Consider the following 17,883-nt stretch of genomic DNA (forward strand, 5'->3'; position numbering starts at 1 on the left):
AGCTGGTAATTCACGTGCGCAAACCGTTTACCTCGGTGCTGGCAACGCGGGAATCAAGAGCCCGTACGGCTTGTGGGGTGCATTGGGCACGCGAGCGAGCAAAGAAACCGAATCATTGGAAGACTAGTTTCGCGTGAGCGACGCTTTTGAAATCCAAGATTCAAATCATTCCACCCGGTTGTACATCTCGTGCAATCGGGTCTTTTTTTGTCCTTTGGACAAACTAAAGCAGTTCAATAAGGTGAGATTGGAAAAGGGGAGAAGTACCTCGTCCTTTTACCTCATGTTGGAGACTTTCGTCTTTGCCAACAATGCCCTCATGGTCGACTGACCCTTTGATTCGGTGATCTCGAAGGAGAATTCCAATCGCTCGGTTCAGGACAGCCAAATGGCTGCATGATTTACGATGGTAGTTTTGGCAAACGTCTTGATGGGGGACGCTTTGGTTCCCACAAATCTTCGACTTGTTGACCACCTGCTTCGGCTCGGACGAGTAGATAGATTCCGCCGACGAGGGCCCATGAAAATGCAAAACATGTAGCCATGGGGATGATGGCAAGCATGCGACCGATCAATCGTTCGAGACCATCGGGTGCACCTGCCCATTGCAAAATAGCTAACGCGATCATGCCTGCAGCCGAAACAATCCCCGTGATCAGAAACGTCACGACTAGCAACAGAATGAACGCAACCAATGCGTTAAGTATCAAATGCAAAGGCCGGCGATAAAGGTATTCATAACCACGGCTGAGTGAATCGAGTGCGTCGGGGTCGCGCTCGTTCGCCAATGCGGACCAAGCCAACGGTACTGCGACGTTCGCACCGAAGGCCAAGATTCCGCACGGTATACTGATCAAGACAATCGCGACCGCAGCGGGTGCAAGCAGCCATGGGGATTCTGGGGCCATTTGTGTTACGAGCGTGATCAAGTAAATCGCTAGGCCCATGACCAGTACACACGCCAAGGGCACGATAGCGGTTACCCATGCGGCAGGTGAACGGCGCAGCGCGATTCGCCAAACGTCCCTCAGACTCATCATCGATCGACCGGCCGTCAACAACGCGCCTTGGCGAACAAACACAATCGCCGCCGGTGACCAAATCAACACGGTCCAAAGGATCGAGCCGAATTGGCGCAAAATGCGGATGTCGTTAATCGTGGGGCTTAGGACAGTGGTTGCGTTCATCAACCGAACAAAACGCATTGTCGTCATCAGTGAATCTTGCGACGCACTGACCGCCGACGCGGATTTACCATCGATCGCGACTAATTCAAGTTGTTCGCCAAGAATCCAGTGCTGGCCCAACCACCAAATTAAGAGCGTGACCACGCCCATCAAGATCATTGGCGGCGAACCGGCAAGCCGAAGCGTTCGCACCAAACGCAACCACGCAAACACATCAATCCATTCCCGCACACGGCCAAGAATACCGGTTTCCAGGTCATGGCCTTGGTGTGTCTGAGGTCGTTCGGGAGTCGGGGTTTCTGGTGCCACTTGATTCGTCTCGATCGTCGAATTGGATTAATGTCATCACATTTGCGTCCCTGCAATACATAATCTAACGATCAAGTGAGCCTAACGAAACGTCACCGAGTGCCATTGTCGTGGATCCGCAATGGGGGATCTGGCCGAAGAATCGCCTGCTGCGAGTGTTTTGGCGGATAGGAACCAACTTTGACCGGTATGAATTGGAAGTTCCATCAAGTCTCGTCGCAGCACGGCCAACTCAAAGCTGACGTAATCGCCTTGTTCCTTCGCTGCGACATACCACGTTGGTTGCCAAGCCGCTTGTCCGTCGATGGCATCGTGAGTTTTTCCTGATACCGTGGTTTGCAATTCAAAGGCGGTCAAAAAGTCACGATCGGTGTCAATCGATATCTTTAATCGGTCTGACAACCGCAAATCATGGTCACGGTTTTTTGACGACGAATCGATGGTTTGTGAATCGGAAAATGATTCTCGATCGCAGCGAACAAACAAGTAGACGAATTTTTCGTCGTAGGCGATTTGGATCGGTGCTGTGGGGCCATTTGTTGCCAAAGCATCTTGCCAAAACCGCTCGTTTGCAACACCGTCAAGTTTAGGTGGTTTGGTTGTCGATTTGGCGATCACTTGTTGTATGCCGTCGACGGCAAGTAGGTTCGTCCAAGGGTTGCGTGAGTCGCTATTGGATAGTCGTTGGAAGTTACCGGACGAGGCGACCGTTGATTGCAACGTTTGCTCATCGCCACGCAGCCGAGCAGCTTCGCCTGCGATCAGCATAATGGGATGAAATTCCCAAGCCAGATCGACTTCGCTCGACGCTTTTGTTCTGTTTCGGTGCAGTGGCAGCGGCGTTTGATCGACGACCAACAACGGCGAGTTGCCGGATGCCTGAACGATACCACTGGCTTGGATTTGAAACGGAGAGACGGCCACTTGTTGTACGGCGGGATTTGTGGCGGATTCGGTCATTTGAGCCGCCAAGGTGTGGCCGACAAGGTAGCGTAGGTTTCGCCATTCACTGCTTCTTTGAATCGCTTCGAGCCGTAAGGAAGCCCATTTCCCGTAAGAGTGCCCAGCAAAACGTTCGGCCAATTCGGCGAGCAGCGACTCTTGAAATGCAAGACTTTGTGGTGAGGTTTCCATGTCCAGCGATTCAACTTGCTTTTTTATCACCCAACTCAATCGCAGTTGATCCTCGTTGGCTGTGTGGTCAAGAAGTTGTTTCAAGGATGCCGCGAAAGCATCGGTCGTGGGGCTACCTTGGATCAATTGATCGATACGGCGTGGTTCGGCAAGTCGAGCTTGCACGACCTGCAGTTGTCGGCGATTCGCTTTAGCGAACCCCGAGGCTAATTTTTGACCCGACGAGATCGGGATTCCAGTGGTAAGCGATTCGCCTCGCGTTGGTTTGCCAGCTGAATCATAGGTAAACCGAAGCGAAAGGATCGGCTCGGTTGATAACATCGGAGCAACCAGCTGCAATGCATCCTCCCAGAGATCGCCCGCCAGAGCACCAGCGACGGTCATCATGGCGCTGCTGTGGATCGCATGGTCGCCCCCTTTTGCGAAAGTGTAGCGGACCACGCGAGGAACGCCGGCTGTGATAGCGACTTGTGAAAACGCATTGGCTGTTTGCCGGTCAAGCGAATGATCCAGCACCACGACACTCGGTCGATGGATTGCGATCCAATTTTTTGCTTCGGCGATGATGGCTTGGGCGTTTTGTCCATCGGGATCGATTTGATCCAACGAGGCAGCCGCTAAATTTGCGGCTGCTTGTTTGGCGATCGCCAAATCAATGGCTGATGCATCTCGGTTCGGAGAGACGTGAGTATGTGGCGACACGGGATCACGGACCAAAATCGAGACTCGTTGTCGATTCTCCATTGCCTCGCTGCCGATCAGCGGCCAAGGCACTGTGGAAGGGGTTTTGGCGACAACAAGGATCGAGCATCGACGAGCGTCGCCTCGGATGGTTTTCCATTGTTTGGGTCCCCGCTCTCCCCTTAAAATCATGCCATGATCGCACGCGGCAAACCAAGTGGTGTCGGTTTGTGCGACATCGCGAACGATCGTTAACGCACCCGTCGATTGGACCCACGCTAGACGAACCGAGGATTTTGTTTCCGGGGCCAATTCCGGGGCACCGTCGAGTTCTCCGGTGCTTTCCCATGAACGTCCGCGATCATGCGTTTCAAATTCGTGGCTTTCGGCAACGGGCGACCAATCGGCTACGGCGACCACAGCGTTATCTTCGTCACGTTTTTGTAACGATCGCAAATAAGGTAGCTCTTGACTACTGCTGGGGTGCCAATGCTTGCCGCCGTCGTTGGTCCACAACGCGACGCCACGGCCGATTCGAGTGATACGGTCATATTGCCCGCCGATGACGACCGCTTCGAGATTGCTTAGCCAAACGACATCGGTCAAACCGCACGTAACGCCGCTCGGTTGGGTTCGCCAATTTTCGCCCTCGTCGTCACTTAGCAGGATCGTGCCGTGGTCTCCGACGGCTAAACCGCGTAGGCCGTTCGGGCTAAACGTGATGGCTTGCAGCGACGCATCCTCTCGCAGCGATTTGGATTGCGTATAGCTCGGTGGCGAATCGAGAAACGCTTCCGCTGCAAGCTTCGTTGAGTTTGAAAGTATCCCTACTAGCGCTACGGCTAGGAACGCGACGATTCTCATCCCATCCATCCTTTGACCAAAATCATGGCTGTGAAGAGAGCTCCCCAGCCTAAAATTAAATTTGCACCGACGTAGGTGCCTGCAGCGAACCATCGCTCCTCACTCGCCAAGAACATTGACTCGGCTGCAAAGGTGGAAAACGTCGTCAGGGCGCCTAGGAAACCGACTCGGATGCCCAGCACTGCGCGAGGCGAAAAGAGGTCCGACGCGACACAATATTCCGCTAGGCCGCCGATTGCGGCGCAGCCGACCACGTTAGCAATCGTGGTACCTAGCATTGCGCTGCTGCCGGGAATCGAGACCATTGCCAGGGTGATTAGGTAGCGAGCGACCGCTCCGATGGCTCCTCCTGCTGCGACGGCTGCTAGATTGAGCCAACTTGTCATCATCACTAACCGATTTAACCATTGCCTAAGTTGGGGCACGAACTTACTTTAGATGCATCGAACTACAAGTTGCGTAGATTCGGGGTTTTCGCCCGCCGCGTAAACTCCAATTTTTTGCCTTCTTCGCTCTGTGAGGTCGATAGCGGGCTCGATCTCGTCGCTTTTTGACCGCTTTTTCGAATCTCAAAGCTTACGACTCTCCCCCAAATTCTGTAAATTCCCGCTAATTCGTGGCTGTCCTGGCAAACCTTTGCACCAAGATCTTTGTCAGAACTAGACGCGAGCGAAACTCAAAACATCTGTATTCCACTCCGTTAACATGTATCGGTCGATCATGTTAACCCCGTTTTCCCCTTTCCGTGCTGACTGAACTGATGAGTACTGTTAAAGCTGCCGCTACTGAGCCCCAAGTGATGACCGGAGCCGATATCCTGGTCAAATCCCTCGTGGATCATGGCGTCGAAGTGCTGTTTGCCTACCCCGGTGGTTGCAGTATGCCGCTGCATCAGGCGCTCACCCGCTTTGGACATTCGATCCGCACGATTTTGCCGCGACATGAACAAGGCGGCGGTTTCGCCGCTCAAGGATACTCGCGAAGTACCGGAAAAGTCGGCGTCGTGATGGCCACCAGTGGTCCGGGGGCGACAAACCTTGTTACCGCCATCGCCGATGCCAAGCTCGATAGTGTTCCGATGCTTTGTATCACCGGCCAAGTTGCCACCGGGGCGATTGGTTCCGACGCGTTCCAAGAAACACCGATGGTCGAAATTTGTCGCGGCATCACCAAACATCACTATTTGGTGACCGACATCGCCGATTTGCCTCGAGTGATGAAGGAGGCGTTCTTCATTGCCACCAGCGGACGGCCGGGACCCGTGTTGGTCGATTTGCCAAAAGATATCCAACTCAGCACGCTGGAAATCGACATGGATCCGTCGATGAATTTGCCGGGCTACGAACCGGCGCCCCCGACGGTTCCCTCCGAAACAATCCGGCAAATTGCCGCCGCGATCAAGTCGTCGCACCGACCCATCCTTTACGCGGGCGGTGGCATCGTGATGGGCGGGGCGAGTGAAGAACTACGCGAATTCGTTCGTAAGTCAGGGATTCCCGTTACAACAACGATTATGGGGATCGGTGCGATTCCACCCGAAGACGATCATGCGATGTCTTGGCTTGGCATGCACGGCGCTGCCTACGCCAACTACGCCGTTCGCGATTGCGATCTGTTGATTGCCTTGGGCGTTCGATTTGATGATCGTGTGACGGGCAAGGTCGAAGCATTCGCCAAAGACGCCAAGATCATTCATGTTGATATCGACTCATCGGAACTGAACAAGAACAAACAAGCGCACATCGCCGTTCGTGGTGATGTGAAGCAAGTGCTGACGGAACTTAACAAGGTGGTGCAAAAACCGGAAATCGCTCAGTGGCAGGACCACTGCGATAAACTCAAGGCAAAGCATCCGTTCCGTTACGACGAGAATTTCGATGGGATCTTGCAACAACATGCAATCAAGACCCTCAGTGATATGACCGCGGACATGGATACCTATGTAACGGTGGGTGTCGGACAGCATCAAATGTGGGCTGCCCAGTTCTTTCAATTCCGTCGCCCAAGGACATGGCACAGCAGCAGTGGGCTTGGGACGATGGGATTCGGGCTTCCCGCAGCGATGGGCGTTCAAGCGGCGCACCCGGATGCATTGGTCATCGATATCGATGGCGACGGCAGTTTTCAAATGAATATCCAGGAATTGGCTACCTGCTTCTGCGAAGAATTGCCCGTCAAGGTTCTGCTACTAAACAACCAGCACCTTGGAATGGTGGTTCAGTGGGAAGACCGTTTCATGGATCGAAATCGCGCTCACACCTATCTAGGCCCGATTCGGCATGACGAGGCGTCAGGCAAGAGCAATGCGGACCGTTTCACCTACGCCGAAGACCGATATCCCGACTATGTGCAGATCGCCAAAGGTTACGGTTGCGGCGCTGCAACGGTACGCGAAAAGGGCGACTTGGAGGCGGCGCTGCGAGAAATGATCGACCACAAAGGGCCCTATCTATTGGATGTCCAAGTGCCGTACCAAGAGCACGTGTTGCCGATGATTCCGGGCAATATGACCGTTGATGACATGATTTTGGAGTAATTCACTCTCAGAATGGAATTAATGCGCAGTCAAAACGACTGCGCTATTGAATTGCAGTCGGTGTCCCGTTTTTGTGATAAGTGCTTAACAAGAAAGCACTTAGTGCGAAATGTTGCGTGGTTGGCACGTCTCATGCTCTTTTGTCTGAAAGAGCTGTCGCTTCTCGAATAGGTTTAACCTCTGCGCGGCTGCAAGACCCTCTCCCTCCTCATTTCAGGACACAAGATATGATTAAGAAAATTTTGGTTGCTGCGGCAATGATTGTCGGTACGGCTGTGTGGTCAGCTGACGCGAAAGCGGACCACGGATGCTATGGACCAAGCTATTACGGCGGACATGGACATCATCACTCCAGCCATCGCTACTCCAGCCATCGCTACTCTGGCCATCGCTACTCTGGCCATCGCTACTCTGGTCATCACAGCGGCGGGCTCTATCGTGGTGGGCCTGTGGGCGGCTACGGCTACACTCCATATCACTCAGGTTTCGGTCGCTATTCGGCGACCTATCGAAGTTATGGGTATCCGAGTATTTCGCCTTACCGATCGTATTACGGTGGTGGCTTCGGCTATCCATCGTACGGCCGTAGTGGGGTTACGATTGGACGAGGCGGAGTCTCGATTGGAATTGGATTCTAAGCCAGTCGCCTCGTTGCCAGTTCGCTGGATTGATAAGTCAGCGAATCAAGTGAATTAAAACGTCCGCCGTGTTTGCCAAAACGTGTTAACGACCGTTGTGGGTGAAAGCGGCGGATTTTCTTTTGCAGAGGTCTCTTTGCTAGCTGGCATTTTGCACACCTTCGTTATGATAGACTTACTTGGCGCAAACCTATTTTCAAATTTTTCGAATGAGCGGGATATATATCGATGGACGCTGGCAAAATTCTAGGAGCCATGATTGGACAGCGAGTCGGTCGTGGGGGGGCGAACGGAAAGGTTCTATCACGCGTGCTTGAGGGGATTGCCGCGGCGGCTGATGACGATCACTGCGACCATGTGGATCCACGATTCACTCGCGATTATCATCCGCACTACGAGAGCATGGTGCGCGATTCCGTTGTTCGGCATCATCGCTCGGGTGGTCGTTATCCGGCGGATACCGACCGTTGGCTTCAGCAGCATTACCCGCCCGCACAACATCCCCCATCGCGACAACGGCCTCATTCACATCGTCCTCAGGTCAACTATCCCACGCAACCACATCCGAGCGGTTTGGAGTGTGACCGCAGAGCCGAGGTGTTGATTTTGGCAATGATCATGGCAGTCCAAGCCGATGGTAGGGTCGATCAGCGTGAACGAGATAAGATAATCGAAAAGCTCTATCCGCTCGATCAGTTCGAGATCGACTTTTTGCGTCGCGAATTCGATCGGATCCATCGGATCAGCGATCTTGCCGGTGCGGTCCCACGTGGGATGGAGTACGAAGTTTATGCGGTTTCGCTTTTGGCTATGGATGTCGATACACGCCAAGAACTGATGTATCTGCGGACGCTAGCCAATGCATTGAACATTGACCCACGAACATGCAATCAAATGCACCGGCGCTACGGAGCGCCGACGGCGTTTTAGTTGTTTTGACGCAAAGTGAAGTATTGGTTCACGGGGTGATAGCCCGTTTGCTGGGCCGGTGGATGTTGCTGGGATGCAATGAGTTGCACGTGTCATTTTGGGGAGAATTCAGGGCATGGCATCCTCATTCATTTTTCATCGCTGCGATTCTTCATAGCCACTGATAACGCATTGCCAACATGCCCTTCGGTAGCAATAGGCCCGTTGGTATCTGTGTCGTAGCGAATGGAATTCGCGAAAAATAACTTTGCGCAAGGTGCGGCTATTTTGCCAAGTCGACCGCCACGAGTTCTTTGTCGTTGCGTATATAGGCGGTGCGATTTGCGTAGGCGGGGTGGCTCCACACGACATCGCGTCCATGCGCTTCACCGGTAGGTTCGAGGACATGCATGTGTCCATGTTCGGTGTAGGCGTCAGCTGTTAACGTCGCCATCACCAAATCGCCAATTTCGCTCATGATTAGATAGCGATCGGTTTCTCCGATTCGAGTGATGAATGCTGTTGCTTGTTTGGCGAGACGTTTTTCACCTCGACGGGTTGGGTCAAAGGTATCCCAAAGCCGCGATCCATCTTTGGTATCCACGGCAATGAGTTTTCCGGTGCCGGTGTCGACGCCGTAGATAACACCGTCAACGATTAGCGGTGTGCTATTGCACGTGTAGACAGCCTGTTTCGGCTTACCACGCCATACTTCAGTCACCTCTGGTTTCTCGGACGACATTTTTAGTAACACGCCCTCGCTGTAGATCCCACTGGCGTACATTAGATTCCCTTCGATCATTGGTCGCGTGATCGACATTTCGTATAGCGGTGTGAGAGGGACTTCCCAGTAGGGTGACCCATTGGTGGGGTCAAGGCTGACAATTCCGTCAGGGTGAAAAATGAGTAGCTGTTTGGTGCTTGCGAATGTGACCATCGAGGGTGGGCAATATCCGGTTTTGCAGTCGAGTGATTTCCATTTCACTTCGCCAGTGTTTTTATCAAACGCGATGACGCCTTGTCCTGGGCCACCAACCATGCAGTAAAGCATGTCGCCATCGACAAGCGGATGCCCAGAGTATCCCCAAATGGGCACTTCCACTGCAAAGTCTTTCTTGAACGAGCGGCTCCAAACGAGTTCGCCATTTTCGGACTTCAAGCATTTCAGGTCGCCCTCGCTGCCCAATAGATAGACGTGGTCGCCATCGACCGTTGGTGTGCATCGGGGCCCAGCGGGATAGGAAATGCTGTAGGGACAATCGTATTCGTATTCCCAAATCGGTTTGCCCGTTTTCGCATCCAGTGCAAGTAGGTGTTCTTTTCCATCTAGCTTGGCACGTTGACCGGGGTTGTTGAATGCTTCACCCGAATCGCGTTTATAGTCAAACACAAAGACGCGTCCGTCGGCGACGGCGGGACCGGCGTATCCGCCACTGATCGGGACTCGCCATTTGATTTTTAGCCCTTCGTCGGGAATTTCCTCGACAATCCCTGTTTCGTGGTAGACGCCATCCCGGTTTTCTCCCATCCACTGCGGCCAATCGTTAGCATGAGCAAGCGAATTGTTGGCAAAACCGAGGAAAAACAGGGCTGCCCAAGAGAAGCTCCAATCAAAGAGTGGCCGGATGGAAATCGTCATTGTTTTAGTCATGTTGCCGAAGATGAATACAGGGAGGGAAGGTTGAAAAGTTAGAAAAGACGCTCGGAAGTATTGTATCACTCTAGACCAGAGTCATCGGATCGGAAATAACAGTGGCCTGGATGAAGAAAGTGGGTCCTGACATGATTCCGGGGACTCGATCGAAGAAAGGAACGCCCGAAAAACCGAGGGCTCCTGTAATTCCTCTCGAAACAGACATTTTTCACGAATGACTCCATCGAATCCTGACGAAACCGCCGCCTTGGCGCCTCGCCGACTCATTCTTATGCGTCATGCCAAGAGCGATTGGTCCAATGCGGGGCTATCGGACCATGATCGACCTTTGAATCGGCGTGGGCAACGCGATGCGCCTCGAATGGCTGGCTGGCTCGGTTCCATCGACTGCTGGCCCGACAAAGTTCTATGTTCGTCGGCCGTTCGGACCTGTGAGACCCTCGAATTGCTCAAGGACGAATTCGAGACGGATCCTGTTATCTGTTTTTCAAATTTGCTTTACTGCGCCACCGCCGCGACAATTTTGGATGTGATCCGTAGCGAATCGGGTGAGGCGAGGACGTTGTTGTTGATTGCCCACAATCCTGGTATTTCAGAATTGGCGTCTCATTTCTCAGACCAATTTATCGGAATGTCAACTGCGGCGATGGTGGTCTTTGAGACGTCCATTTCCCAATGGGGCCAACTTCAAGCGAATTCGCCCATGACGATGATTCACAACATGCGACCGAAGGCTCTTTGATCGACATGTTAAGGCCAAATCTAGCCTGGTTCCTTTTGATCGCGATCGTCATCGGTCACTTCGGTATCCATTTGGCGATCTACAACCGAGTCAACGCGACGGGCCTACCGCGACGTGTTACGAAGCGAATCTCGAAGTTCTTTTTCGTACTTGCGATTTCAATTCCGACGCTGATTACGTTGTTGTTCTTCTCATCGCTTCGGCAATGGCTTGTGGATGGTACCTTCACGCTGATTGGTCCTTGGTACGTGACGATTTATGGTGTGTTGTGTTTGGCTAGTTGGTTGTTTCTAGGCATACCATGGTTGATGTGGCGACCCCTTTTGGGTGTCGAATGGGTTAAAGCAGAGAGGAGCGTTGAGAGCGTCGATGTGCAAACCGTCGTAGGTTTGCCGTTGGCATTGACGACTCGCTGTAAATTTGAATCCAAATTGCCGCTCAACCAAATTTTTGAGATGGCCAAAGAGCAGGTGACATTGCCGGTGGTTGGATTGCCGCCGCGACTTGACGGTTATCGAATTGCTCATTTATCCGACATTCACTTAACGGGGCACATTCACCCAAGCTACGCTAAGTATGCGGTGGCCGAGGCAATGCGTTGGCGGCCTGACATGATGATTCTTAGTGGCGACATTATCGACAAGCAGGTTTGTGTCGATTGGCTACCCGAGATTTTTTCTCAAGCCGAAGCGGTTGACGGTTGTTACTACGTGCTGGGAAATCACGACACTCGTATTGCAGATTCACGGCAAACTCGTCAAGCAATGGATTGGGCTGGTTGGACTGATTTGGGGTGCACGCAAGTGGATTGTCTTCTCCGTGGCGAACGCGTGCAAATGATTGGGAACGAATATCCTTGGTTTGATCGTCCTCGTTTACCGCCGAGCGAAGAGGGGCAGTTCCGAATTTTAGTGAGCCATAGTCCCGACCAGATTTGGTGGGCAAGAAAACATGGCATTCAATTGATGTTTGCCGGTCACACGCACGGAGGCCAAGGTCGCTTGCCGCTGATTGGACCGCTGCTAAGTCCAAGTTATCACGGCACTCGTTTCGCGTCGGGTGATTTTTATAAGGCCCCGACGACGATGCACGTGTCTCGCGGTCTCGGTGGTTGCCATCTGCTGCGAATTCATTGCCGCCCAGAGCTCTCGTTGGTCACGTTGACTGTCGGTTAAGTGGTTACATCGTCCTTGGACGATTGACTTTTCGTCGACGTGCGTACTGGTAGCCGGGGACAAAGAAACACCCGGCTGCGACGATGCCAAAGATCAGATGCGCCCAAGGTGGAAATAACGCCATGAACACCGATGCGATTAGAAGCGCGGCGACTTGGTAATAGAACGCGCCGGTTAGCATTCCTGCTTTGATCAAGAAAATCATTGCGGTGATCACGCCAAGCATCGGTGACAGACTCAGTACCGGCATTCCTAACCACCACTCCAACGGAAATAGCATTCCAATCGCCATCATACTGGCAGCCCAAACGTGTGCCACTTGTCGTTCAATGAACGTTACGGGACCCATTCGTTGACGTAGTTTCCAAAACACAGCCGCCCACGCTCCTAAGCCGACAATCCATACCGATTCGTAGGCTATTCGATTGGTCACGTGATGATAATCAAGCTGCCAAGTGAATAAGCACGCGACGAGCAGCACGAGCGAATGCCACATCCATAATAGTCCCCAATTTTCTAAGACCGTGGCGTGATGAGTCTCTCGAAAGACGCGGGCAATCACTTGACCAAAACGCCCGCTGCGAGCGGCGATTGGTTCGTCAGCGAGGTACGAGTCTAAATCGTCCGCCAATGCCGCGGCGGTTTCGTATCGCAAATCGACCGGTTTTTGCATACAACGAATGACGATCATCTCCAGATCGCGGTCAATATTTGGACGCAGGATTCGCGGTGGGCTTGGGTCTTGTTCGATCACCATCATCACCAATTCCATCGGGGTCTCGGCGACAAACGGCGATCGTCCGGTAAGTGCATAGTACAAAACGCAGCCAAGGCTATAGATGTCGGTGGTCGGCCCGATTAGGTCACGTCGGTTGCCTGCTTGTTCAGGAGACATGTAGGCCGGTGTGCCCACGAGCATGCCGCTACGCGTCAGATCGGTTTGCGTGCCGGTTCGTTTGGCCAAGCCGAAATCGGTGATCATCGGCGTATCATCGCCGGCTAATAAGATGTTGCTTGGCTTGATGTCGCGGTGCAGGATGCCCCGTTCGTGAGCAAAGTCAATCGCGCGAGCAACCGAGGCAACGATTCTTGCCGCTTCGCGTTGATTCATCGGATGATCAGCGGCAAGTTGGGCGAGTGTTTTTCCTTCGATGTACTTCATGCTAAAGAAGGGTCGACCGTCGATGTCGCCCACTTCATACACTGGCACGATTCCTGGGTGTTCAAGCCGCGCGGTTGCAGAAGCTTCGGCCATGAATCGCTGTAGATCCGCTTCGCTGGCTAAGCGTCCACGCAATATCATCTTGACTGCGACTTCGCGGTCGAGGCTGATTTGTTTGGCACGAAAAACCACGCCCATCCCGCCGCGGCCGATCTCGTCGAGTAAGTCATAATCGCCGATTCGGACCGGCAATTTCAAACTTCGCCATTGCGCGGACGAATCTTCGTCGCTGGCAGGCGGTCGCTCTTCGTGTGTCGCGCCCGCGGTATCGGTCACCAATACCGCTCCCCATAATCGATGTAGCTCTACAGCATGTTGGGGATATTGTCGACAAATCGAATCAAAATCAACGATTTCGCCACGGCAAACCGAGTCAGTGAGATTCGCAAGAATCGTTGCGATTTCTTGATCATCACGACTGATCATGTCATCGCCCGAATCAGGCGTCTGGCGACTCTCACTCACGTGGAAGACTCGTTATCGTCGGAGGATTCTTCATCGGATTCCCCAACATCGAGTAGTTCACGGAGTCGCCGGATTGCACGCAGGTAACGCATGCTTGCTGCGGGGGGATTCAATCGCAAGACTTCGGCGATCTCAAGATTCGAGAGATGTTCGTAATGTCGCATCAAAACGATCTCGCGATCTTGGTCGCCAAGTTGTTCGATCGCCGCTTCGACCTTTGACGCAATTTCACGCTGTGTCGCCGCCGCAGCCGGGGTTAAGGCGGGATCGCAAAGCTGGGCCGCCAACTGAACCGATGATTGGTCATGGCCCGCCGGTGCCGACATCGCTTGTTCGCGATCCATATTACGCTTTGCGCTGACGCGGTGTCGCCGGTAAGTGTCAATGATTCGGTCCCACGCGATTTGGCGAATCCACAAATGGAACGCCATCGCAGGGTCATCAAGGTACTTTTCCAGACGTCCGTTTGCTTCGACGAGAACGTCTTGGACGACATCGCTCACATCCACTCGTCGTTGGACCTTTCGGTCGAGTCGCATTTGCACGAGTCGGCGGACCGATTCGCGGTGCCGTTCGAGCAATCGATTGACCGCATCTGTATCTCCACCGCGAACCGCTGCGAGCAGGGTCTCGGTTTGATCGTGATTAGGCCAAATCGATTTTGCCATAAATTCTAAATGTGATTCCGTCGGCGGCGTTGTGTTACCGATGCTCTGGGCAGCTTGCAATTCATCCGACCGAACGTTCACGCGTCCTAAAGTTTAGATAGCGAAATGTTCTTGAAGCGAACCGTCATCGCCGGGCCGCGGTGTAATTGCAATGCCATCACACCGTCGGTTGCTGCTTTTTCGGTTTGTTCGTCGATCACGTCGACTGTTTTGGTTCCATTGATGAAGTGTTGGATGTGATTGCCGTCGGCCACAATGCGGAATTCGTTCCATTGGCCTGGGTGAACGCTTTTTCCGATGTTTTTGGTGTCCGCGAATTTTTCGACAGCCAATTTTCCGTCAGATTGGATCGTGACGTTTTGGCCTCGGTGGGCAAGGATTCCCCGTCCTCGTTCCTCGTACAAAATGCCAGCGTAAGTGTTTGCGAAGTCAATGTCCGCTTGGTAACCACCGACGCTATATTGTTCTTGGTTGACAACTATGCTGCGATATTGAACTCCGGAATTGCCTCCTTCGATTTTGAACCAAAGGGTCAATTCGAAGTTCTCGGGCATATCACCGCTCCACACCAAGAACGTGTTCATTTGGATTGGGTTTTCGTCTGACGTGCGGCCCACGATTTCGCCATTCTCAAACGACCATAGTTCCTCGCGACCTTCCCATTCGGTGGTTTTCGTTCCATCAAATAGGACGATCGACTTCGCTTTGGAGTCTTGGGCAACCTGTTCTTGAGCAAGCAGTGGAGTGATCAAAAAAAGGAGCGTGAGCGGTGTCAAAGCAGTGAGTTTCATGAGGTAGGTCATTCAAGGAAGGGTAGGGGAGTGAAAGGGGTTTTTAGATACGGGGCGATTTGAGTGTAATCGAAGCGTGGATCATAGTCACGTCCCGATGCCATTTCGAGTATTCCAGAAACCACCGCGACTATGATCAAACCGCAATTTGGAGCCGCGATGCGAATTATCAAAACCGTGGTTGATATGCCAAACGCAATGGCCCTTTACGTACGTGGCGATTGGCCAGCCTTGCAGGCTTTCGCCATCCCAGGGGCTCCATTGGGATTTCGTATGTTGGTCCGCGTCGCGAATCGTTCGCCGCTCGTTCATGTCGACCAAGACCAAGTCGGCATCGTAGCCCACTTCGATTCGGCCTTTGCCAACCATGCCCCAAATCCGGGCTGGCGCGTCGCTCATCCACGACGCAACTTGTTCGAGTGAGCATTTGTTTTGGTTGACGTGGTCAAGCATCAGCGCCAAGCTGTTTTCTACCGCCGGCAACCCTGACGGACTGTCGGGATACGGTCGTGCCTTCTCTTCGAGCGTGTGTGGCGCGTGATCGGTTGCAATGACTTGAATTCTGCCATCGAGTAAGCCTTTCCATAGTCCTTCGTTATCGGCTTTGGTTTTGATCGAAGGATTCATTTGAATCCGGCTGCCCAAGCGATCGTAGTCGTCGATGTTAAAGAGCAGGTGATGTAGGCAAATTTCGGCGGTGATGTAGGGCTGTGGATCGTTTAACAGTGCCAGCTCCGCCGCCGTGGAAACATGTAGCACATGAAAACGGTGCTTATGTCTGCGAGCCAAATCGGTCGCTCGTTTGGTTGCGATCATGGCTGCCCGTTCATCCCGGATCTTCGAATGGTCGGCAACTTGATTCGTTCCCTTGAGCCGCTCTGCATTGGCTCGAACGGTCGACTCATCTTCACAATGTGCACAAATTGGAAGCGTCGTCTCGGCAAAGATACCCTCGAGTGCATCTTGGTTGTCGACAAGTAAGTTGCCCGTACTGCTGCCGATAAAGATCTTAATCCCGGGAACATCGTTGGCGTCAGCTAGCTCTTTGACATTGTCCGGTGTCGCGCCGATGTAAAAGCCATAGTTAACGCGAGATTTTTGAGCTGCGATTTTTTCCTTTTTTCGCACCCCTTCGATCGTGACTGCCGGTGGAATGGTGTTGGGCATTTCTAAGAAGGATGTGACCCCTCCGGCAGCGCAGGCACGCGAGGCCGTTTCGAGGTCCTCTTTGTGCGTCAATCCGGGATCGCGGAAATGAACTTGATCATCGATCACGCCTGGCATTAGGACCTTGCCTTGTCCGTCAATGACCTCGTCGGCTTGCACCGATTTGCTCGCATCGACATCCACAATGATTCCGTCTTGCACCAGGACGCAGCCTTCCGAAACTGAGTCCGATCGAACGATACGAGTGTTTTGAAAGAGTGTGCGAGCCATAGTCGTTCCAATGAAGTCGCGGGAGTTGAAGTTGACGCTTCAGCGTGCTCAGGCGTTGGCCAATCGCTTCAATGCATCGGTAGGTTGTTTTGACCACATCGTCACCAAACGGAGCACCCTAGAAGGTTAAACTCCAACATAGGCATTAAACGTCAAAATAACAGTGGGCAGCGCGTGGACGACGGCATGAAATCGACCAAATTTACCATTCCGCCCTCATTCTCGGCCGCTCCCTTTGTCGTTACGAACGGTGGTCATTGATGCGCATTGATGTTTGTCGATATTGACTCGGTGTCTTTCCCATGATGCCGCGAAATTGGCGAGAAAAATAGTTGCTGTCGCTAAACCCGACTTCAAACGCAATCTCCGTCACGCTCATTTGCGTGCTTCGCAATAGTTCGGCGGCTTTGGCGATGCGGATTTTTAATAGATAGGCAATCGGCGTACGTCCGGTCGCGGTGCGAAACGCCCGTAAGTAACTTCGACGCGACATTCGCGATACGCTGATCAAGTCCTTTAGTTGAAGAGGGTCCGCATAGTGAGTCTCGATGTATGTAATGGTCTCGGCGAGGCGAAGGAGTGAGATGGAATCCGATCCCTCGCTATTTCCGTAGCAACGAGACAAGTGAGCCGTCAATTGCATAAAGATTGCCGTGGCCGTAAAGCCAAACGCCTTGTCGCGTCGCTTCAGCTCGCCTTCGAGTTGGTTGACTAGGCCGATGGTGGTGGTTAGGTCTCGGGCGGTCAGTCGCAATCGGCTTTCGAATTGGTGCCTTTGTCGCCACGCCGGTTCGAGATGAAAAAGCGCATGGTACCCCGGCAGTGACGGCAGGTCATAAAGTTGCATGTCAATCGATGCGGGGTCGAAGAGTATATTGATCAATCGAAGTTGATCCATGTTCACGTAATCGTGTGGTCGCGACCCGCCGATCACGAAGGCATCCCCTGGAGAAAGCTCCCAAGCGTCTTTGCCAGTGATGTGTAGCCCCGATCCACCGGTAACGATCACAATTTCGCAAAAGTCGTGGCAATGAATCCCAAACGGCTCTTGAGGGTCGCGACGTTGGACATTGATTGGAAATCCATCGGCGTCAAACCAATCCTCTCGGCGCAGGACGGGGATGGTCGCACTTTCGGTTTCTGTTTCGGTGTTTGGTGGCAGAGATGTCATGTGACGATTGTTCAGGTGGGATCCACCGCTGGATAGAAGGGGTAGACGTACAGACTGTTGAGGCACCACTATCGTACTTTGAATGGGATGGTGATGCCCCATGGGTGGCGAGTGTTTTTGGCACGATTGTCCTGGTTGTGCGGCACTCAGGTGAAGGTTTCGCGACCCGATAGCACTATTCTGTATTTTTGGAGATGGCGCACTCTACAACGATTGCTTCGCTTTTGAATGTTGGATTGGTGAAGTTTTCTTGCGTGAATGCCAATTGGAGCTGGTCGCAAACCCTTGCTTGAGAATTAC

The 17,883-nt window shown here is 52.9% G+C and carries 14 protein-coding genes and 1 pseudogene; 6 read left to right on the top strand and 9 right to left on the bottom strand.

All coding sequences use genetic code 11. The features are described 5' to 3' along the window. Positions 1-127 (top strand): annotated as a pseudogene (locus tag CA13_RS36145) (DUF1559 domain-containing protein); the annotation flags it as partial. A gap of 274 nt (positions 128-401) precedes the next feature. Here CA13_RS36145 and CA13_RS19705 read toward each other — a convergent pair. From CA13_RS19705 to CA13_RS19715, 3 genes are all read right to left on the bottom strand, one after another. Further along, positions 402-1,496, bottom strand: coding sequence for a hypothetical protein (locus tag CA13_RS19705; RefSeq protein WP_146399520.1), 1,095 nt, complete (start codon positions 1,494-1,496; stop codon positions 402-404). An 81-nt stretch (positions 1,497-1,577) separates the two neighbouring features. After that, a complete protein-coding gene (locus CA13_RS19710) occupies positions 1,578-4,175 on the bottom strand; it encodes a hypothetical protein (protein ID WP_146399522.1) in 2,598 nt (865 codons plus the stop codon). Next, on the bottom strand, positions 4,172-4,600 hold the full coding sequence (locus tag CA13_RS19715; RefSeq protein ID WP_146399524.1) for a fluoride efflux transporter FluC: 429 nt from the start codon (positions 4,598-4,600) through the stop codon (positions 4,172-4,174). Before CA13_RS19715 ends, CA13_RS19710 begins: the two co-directional genes overlap by 4 nt. Before the next feature lie 335 nt (positions 4,601-4,935). On the opposite strand from CA13_RS19715, the gene ilvB reads away from it, so the two are divergent. From ilvB to CA13_RS19730, 3 genes are all read left to right on the top strand, one after another. Then, positions 4,936-6,711, top strand: a complete 1,776-nt coding sequence (gene ilvB, locus CA13_RS19720) for a biosynthetic-type acetolactate synthase large subunit (RefSeq protein ID WP_419194597.1) — start codon at positions 4,936-4,938, stop codon at positions 6,709-6,711. A gap of 227 nt (positions 6,712-6,938) precedes the next feature. After that, positions 6,939-7,349: a hypothetical protein gene (locus tag CA13_RS19725; protein ID WP_146399526.1), complete on the top strand. Its 411-nt coding sequence runs from the start codon at positions 6,939-6,941 to the stop codon at positions 7,347-7,349. 228 nt (positions 7,350-7,577) lie between these two features. Next, entirely contained in the window at positions 7,578-8,279 is a 702-nt protein-coding gene (locus tag CA13_RS19730) for a DUF533 domain-containing protein (protein ID WP_146399528.1), read from the top strand. A 262-nt stretch (positions 8,280-8,541) separates the two neighbouring features. Here CA13_RS19730 and CA13_RS19735 read toward each other — a convergent pair whose 3' ends face one another. Further along, positions 8,542-9,897 carry a PQQ-binding-like beta-propeller repeat protein gene (locus tag CA13_RS19735; RefSeq protein ID WP_419194598.1) on the bottom strand — a complete coding sequence of 452 codons (1,356 nt, stop codon included), beginning with the start codon at positions 9,895-9,897 and terminating at the stop codon, positions 8,542-8,544. Between the two features lie 229 nt (positions 9,898-10,126). Between CA13_RS19735 and CA13_RS19740 the strand changes: the two genes are divergently transcribed. Then, positions 10,127-10,654 carry a SixA phosphatase family protein gene (locus CA13_RS19740; protein ID WP_146399530.1) on the top strand — a complete coding sequence of 176 codons (528 nt, stop codon included), beginning with the start codon at positions 10,127-10,129 and terminating at the stop codon, positions 10,652-10,654. Positions 10,655-10,659: 5 nt separating this feature from the next. Next, a complete protein-coding gene (locus tag CA13_RS19745; RefSeq protein WP_146403777.1) occupies positions 10,660-11,829 on the top strand; it encodes a metallophosphoesterase in 1,170 nt (389 codons plus the stop codon). Between the two features lie 4 nt (positions 11,830-11,833). Here CA13_RS19745 and CA13_RS19750 read toward each other — a convergent pair whose 3' ends face one another. The 5 genes from CA13_RS19750 to CA13_RS19770 form a co-directional block, all read right to left on the bottom strand. Continuing rightward, the gene (locus CA13_RS19750; protein WP_146403778.1) at positions 11,834-13,477 is read right to left on the bottom strand and encodes a serine/threonine-protein kinase; all 1,644 of its coding nucleotides are present in this window, start codon (positions 13,475-13,477) and stop codon (positions 11,834-11,836) included. Positions 13,478-13,512: 35 nt separating this feature from the next. Continuing rightward, a complete protein-coding gene (locus CA13_RS19755) occupies positions 13,513-14,184 on the bottom strand; it encodes a sigma-70 family RNA polymerase sigma factor (protein ID WP_146399532.1) in 672 nt (223 codons plus the stop codon). A gap of 86 nt (positions 14,185-14,270) precedes the next feature. Then, positions 14,271-14,975: a 3-keto-disaccharide hydrolase gene (locus CA13_RS19760; RefSeq protein WP_146399534.1), complete on the bottom strand. Its 705-nt coding sequence runs from the start codon at positions 14,973-14,975 to the stop codon at positions 14,271-14,273. An 87-nt stretch (positions 14,976-15,062) separates the two neighbouring features. After that, positions 15,063-16,412: a dihydroorotase gene (locus CA13_RS19765; RefSeq protein WP_146399536.1), complete on the bottom strand. Its 1,350-nt coding sequence runs from the start codon at positions 16,410-16,412 to the stop codon at positions 15,063-15,065. Positions 16,413-16,653: 241 nt separating this feature from the next. Next, positions 16,654-17,583 carry a helix-turn-helix domain-containing protein gene (locus CA13_RS19770; RefSeq protein WP_146399538.1) on the bottom strand — a complete coding sequence of 310 codons (930 nt, stop codon included), beginning with the start codon at positions 17,581-17,583 and terminating at the stop codon, positions 16,654-16,656. Positions 17,584-17,883 lie beyond the last annotated feature (300 nt).

The organism is Novipirellula herctigrandis (assembly GCA_007859835.1).
GTDB classification, from domain to species: domain Bacteria; phylum Planctomycetota; class Planctomycetia; order Pirellulales; family Pirellulaceae; genus Novipirellula_A; species Novipirellula_A herctigrandis.

Excerpts from the sequence above, each read along its gene's own strand:
- CA13_RS19730 (WP_146399528.1), top strand. The coding sequence starts at position 7,578 with ATGGACGCTGGCAAAATTCTAGGAGCCATGATTGGACAGCGAGTCGGT.
- CA13_RS19710 (WP_146399522.1), bottom strand. The coding sequence starts at position 4,175 with ATGAGAATCGTCGCGTTCCTAGCCGTAGCGCTAGTAGGGATACTTTCA.
- CA13_RS19765 (WP_146399536.1), bottom strand. The coding sequence starts at position 16,412 with ATGGCTCGCACACTCTTTCAAAACACTCGTATCGTTCGATCGGACTCA.
- CA13_RS19725 (WP_146399526.1), top strand. The coding sequence starts at position 6,939 with ATGATTAAGAAAATTTTGGTTGCTGCGGCAATGATTGTCGGTACGGCT.
- CA13_RS19745 (WP_146403777.1), top strand. The coding sequence starts at position 10,660 with ATGTTAAGGCCAAATCTAGCCTGGTTCCTTTTGATCGCGATCGTCATC.
- CA13_RS19755 (WP_146399532.1), bottom strand. The coding sequence starts at position 14,184 with ATGGCAAAATCGATTTGGCCTAATCACGATCAAACCGAGACCCTGCTC.
- ilvB (WP_419194597.1), top strand. The coding sequence starts at position 4,936 with ATGAGTACTGTTAAAGCTGCCGCTACTGAGCCCCAAGTGATGACCGGA.
- CA13_RS19750 (WP_146403778.1), bottom strand. The coding sequence starts at position 13,477 with ATGATCAGTCGTGATGATCAAGAAATCGCAACGATTCTTGCGAATCTC.
- CA13_RS19740 (WP_146399530.1), top strand. The coding sequence starts at position 10,127 with ATGACTCCATCGAATCCTGACGAAACCGCCGCCTTGGCGCCTCGCCGA.
- CA13_RS19735 (WP_419194598.1), bottom strand. The coding sequence starts at position 9,897 with ATGACGATTTCCATCCGGCCACTCTTTGATTGGAGCTTCTCTTGGGCA.
- CA13_RS19760 (WP_146399534.1), bottom strand. The coding sequence starts at position 14,975 with ATGAAACTCACTGCTTTGACACCGCTCACGCTCCTTTTTTTGATCACT.
- CA13_RS19770 (WP_146399538.1), bottom strand. The coding sequence starts at position 17,583 with ATGACATCTCTGCCACCAAACACCGAAACAGAAACCGAAAGTGCGACC.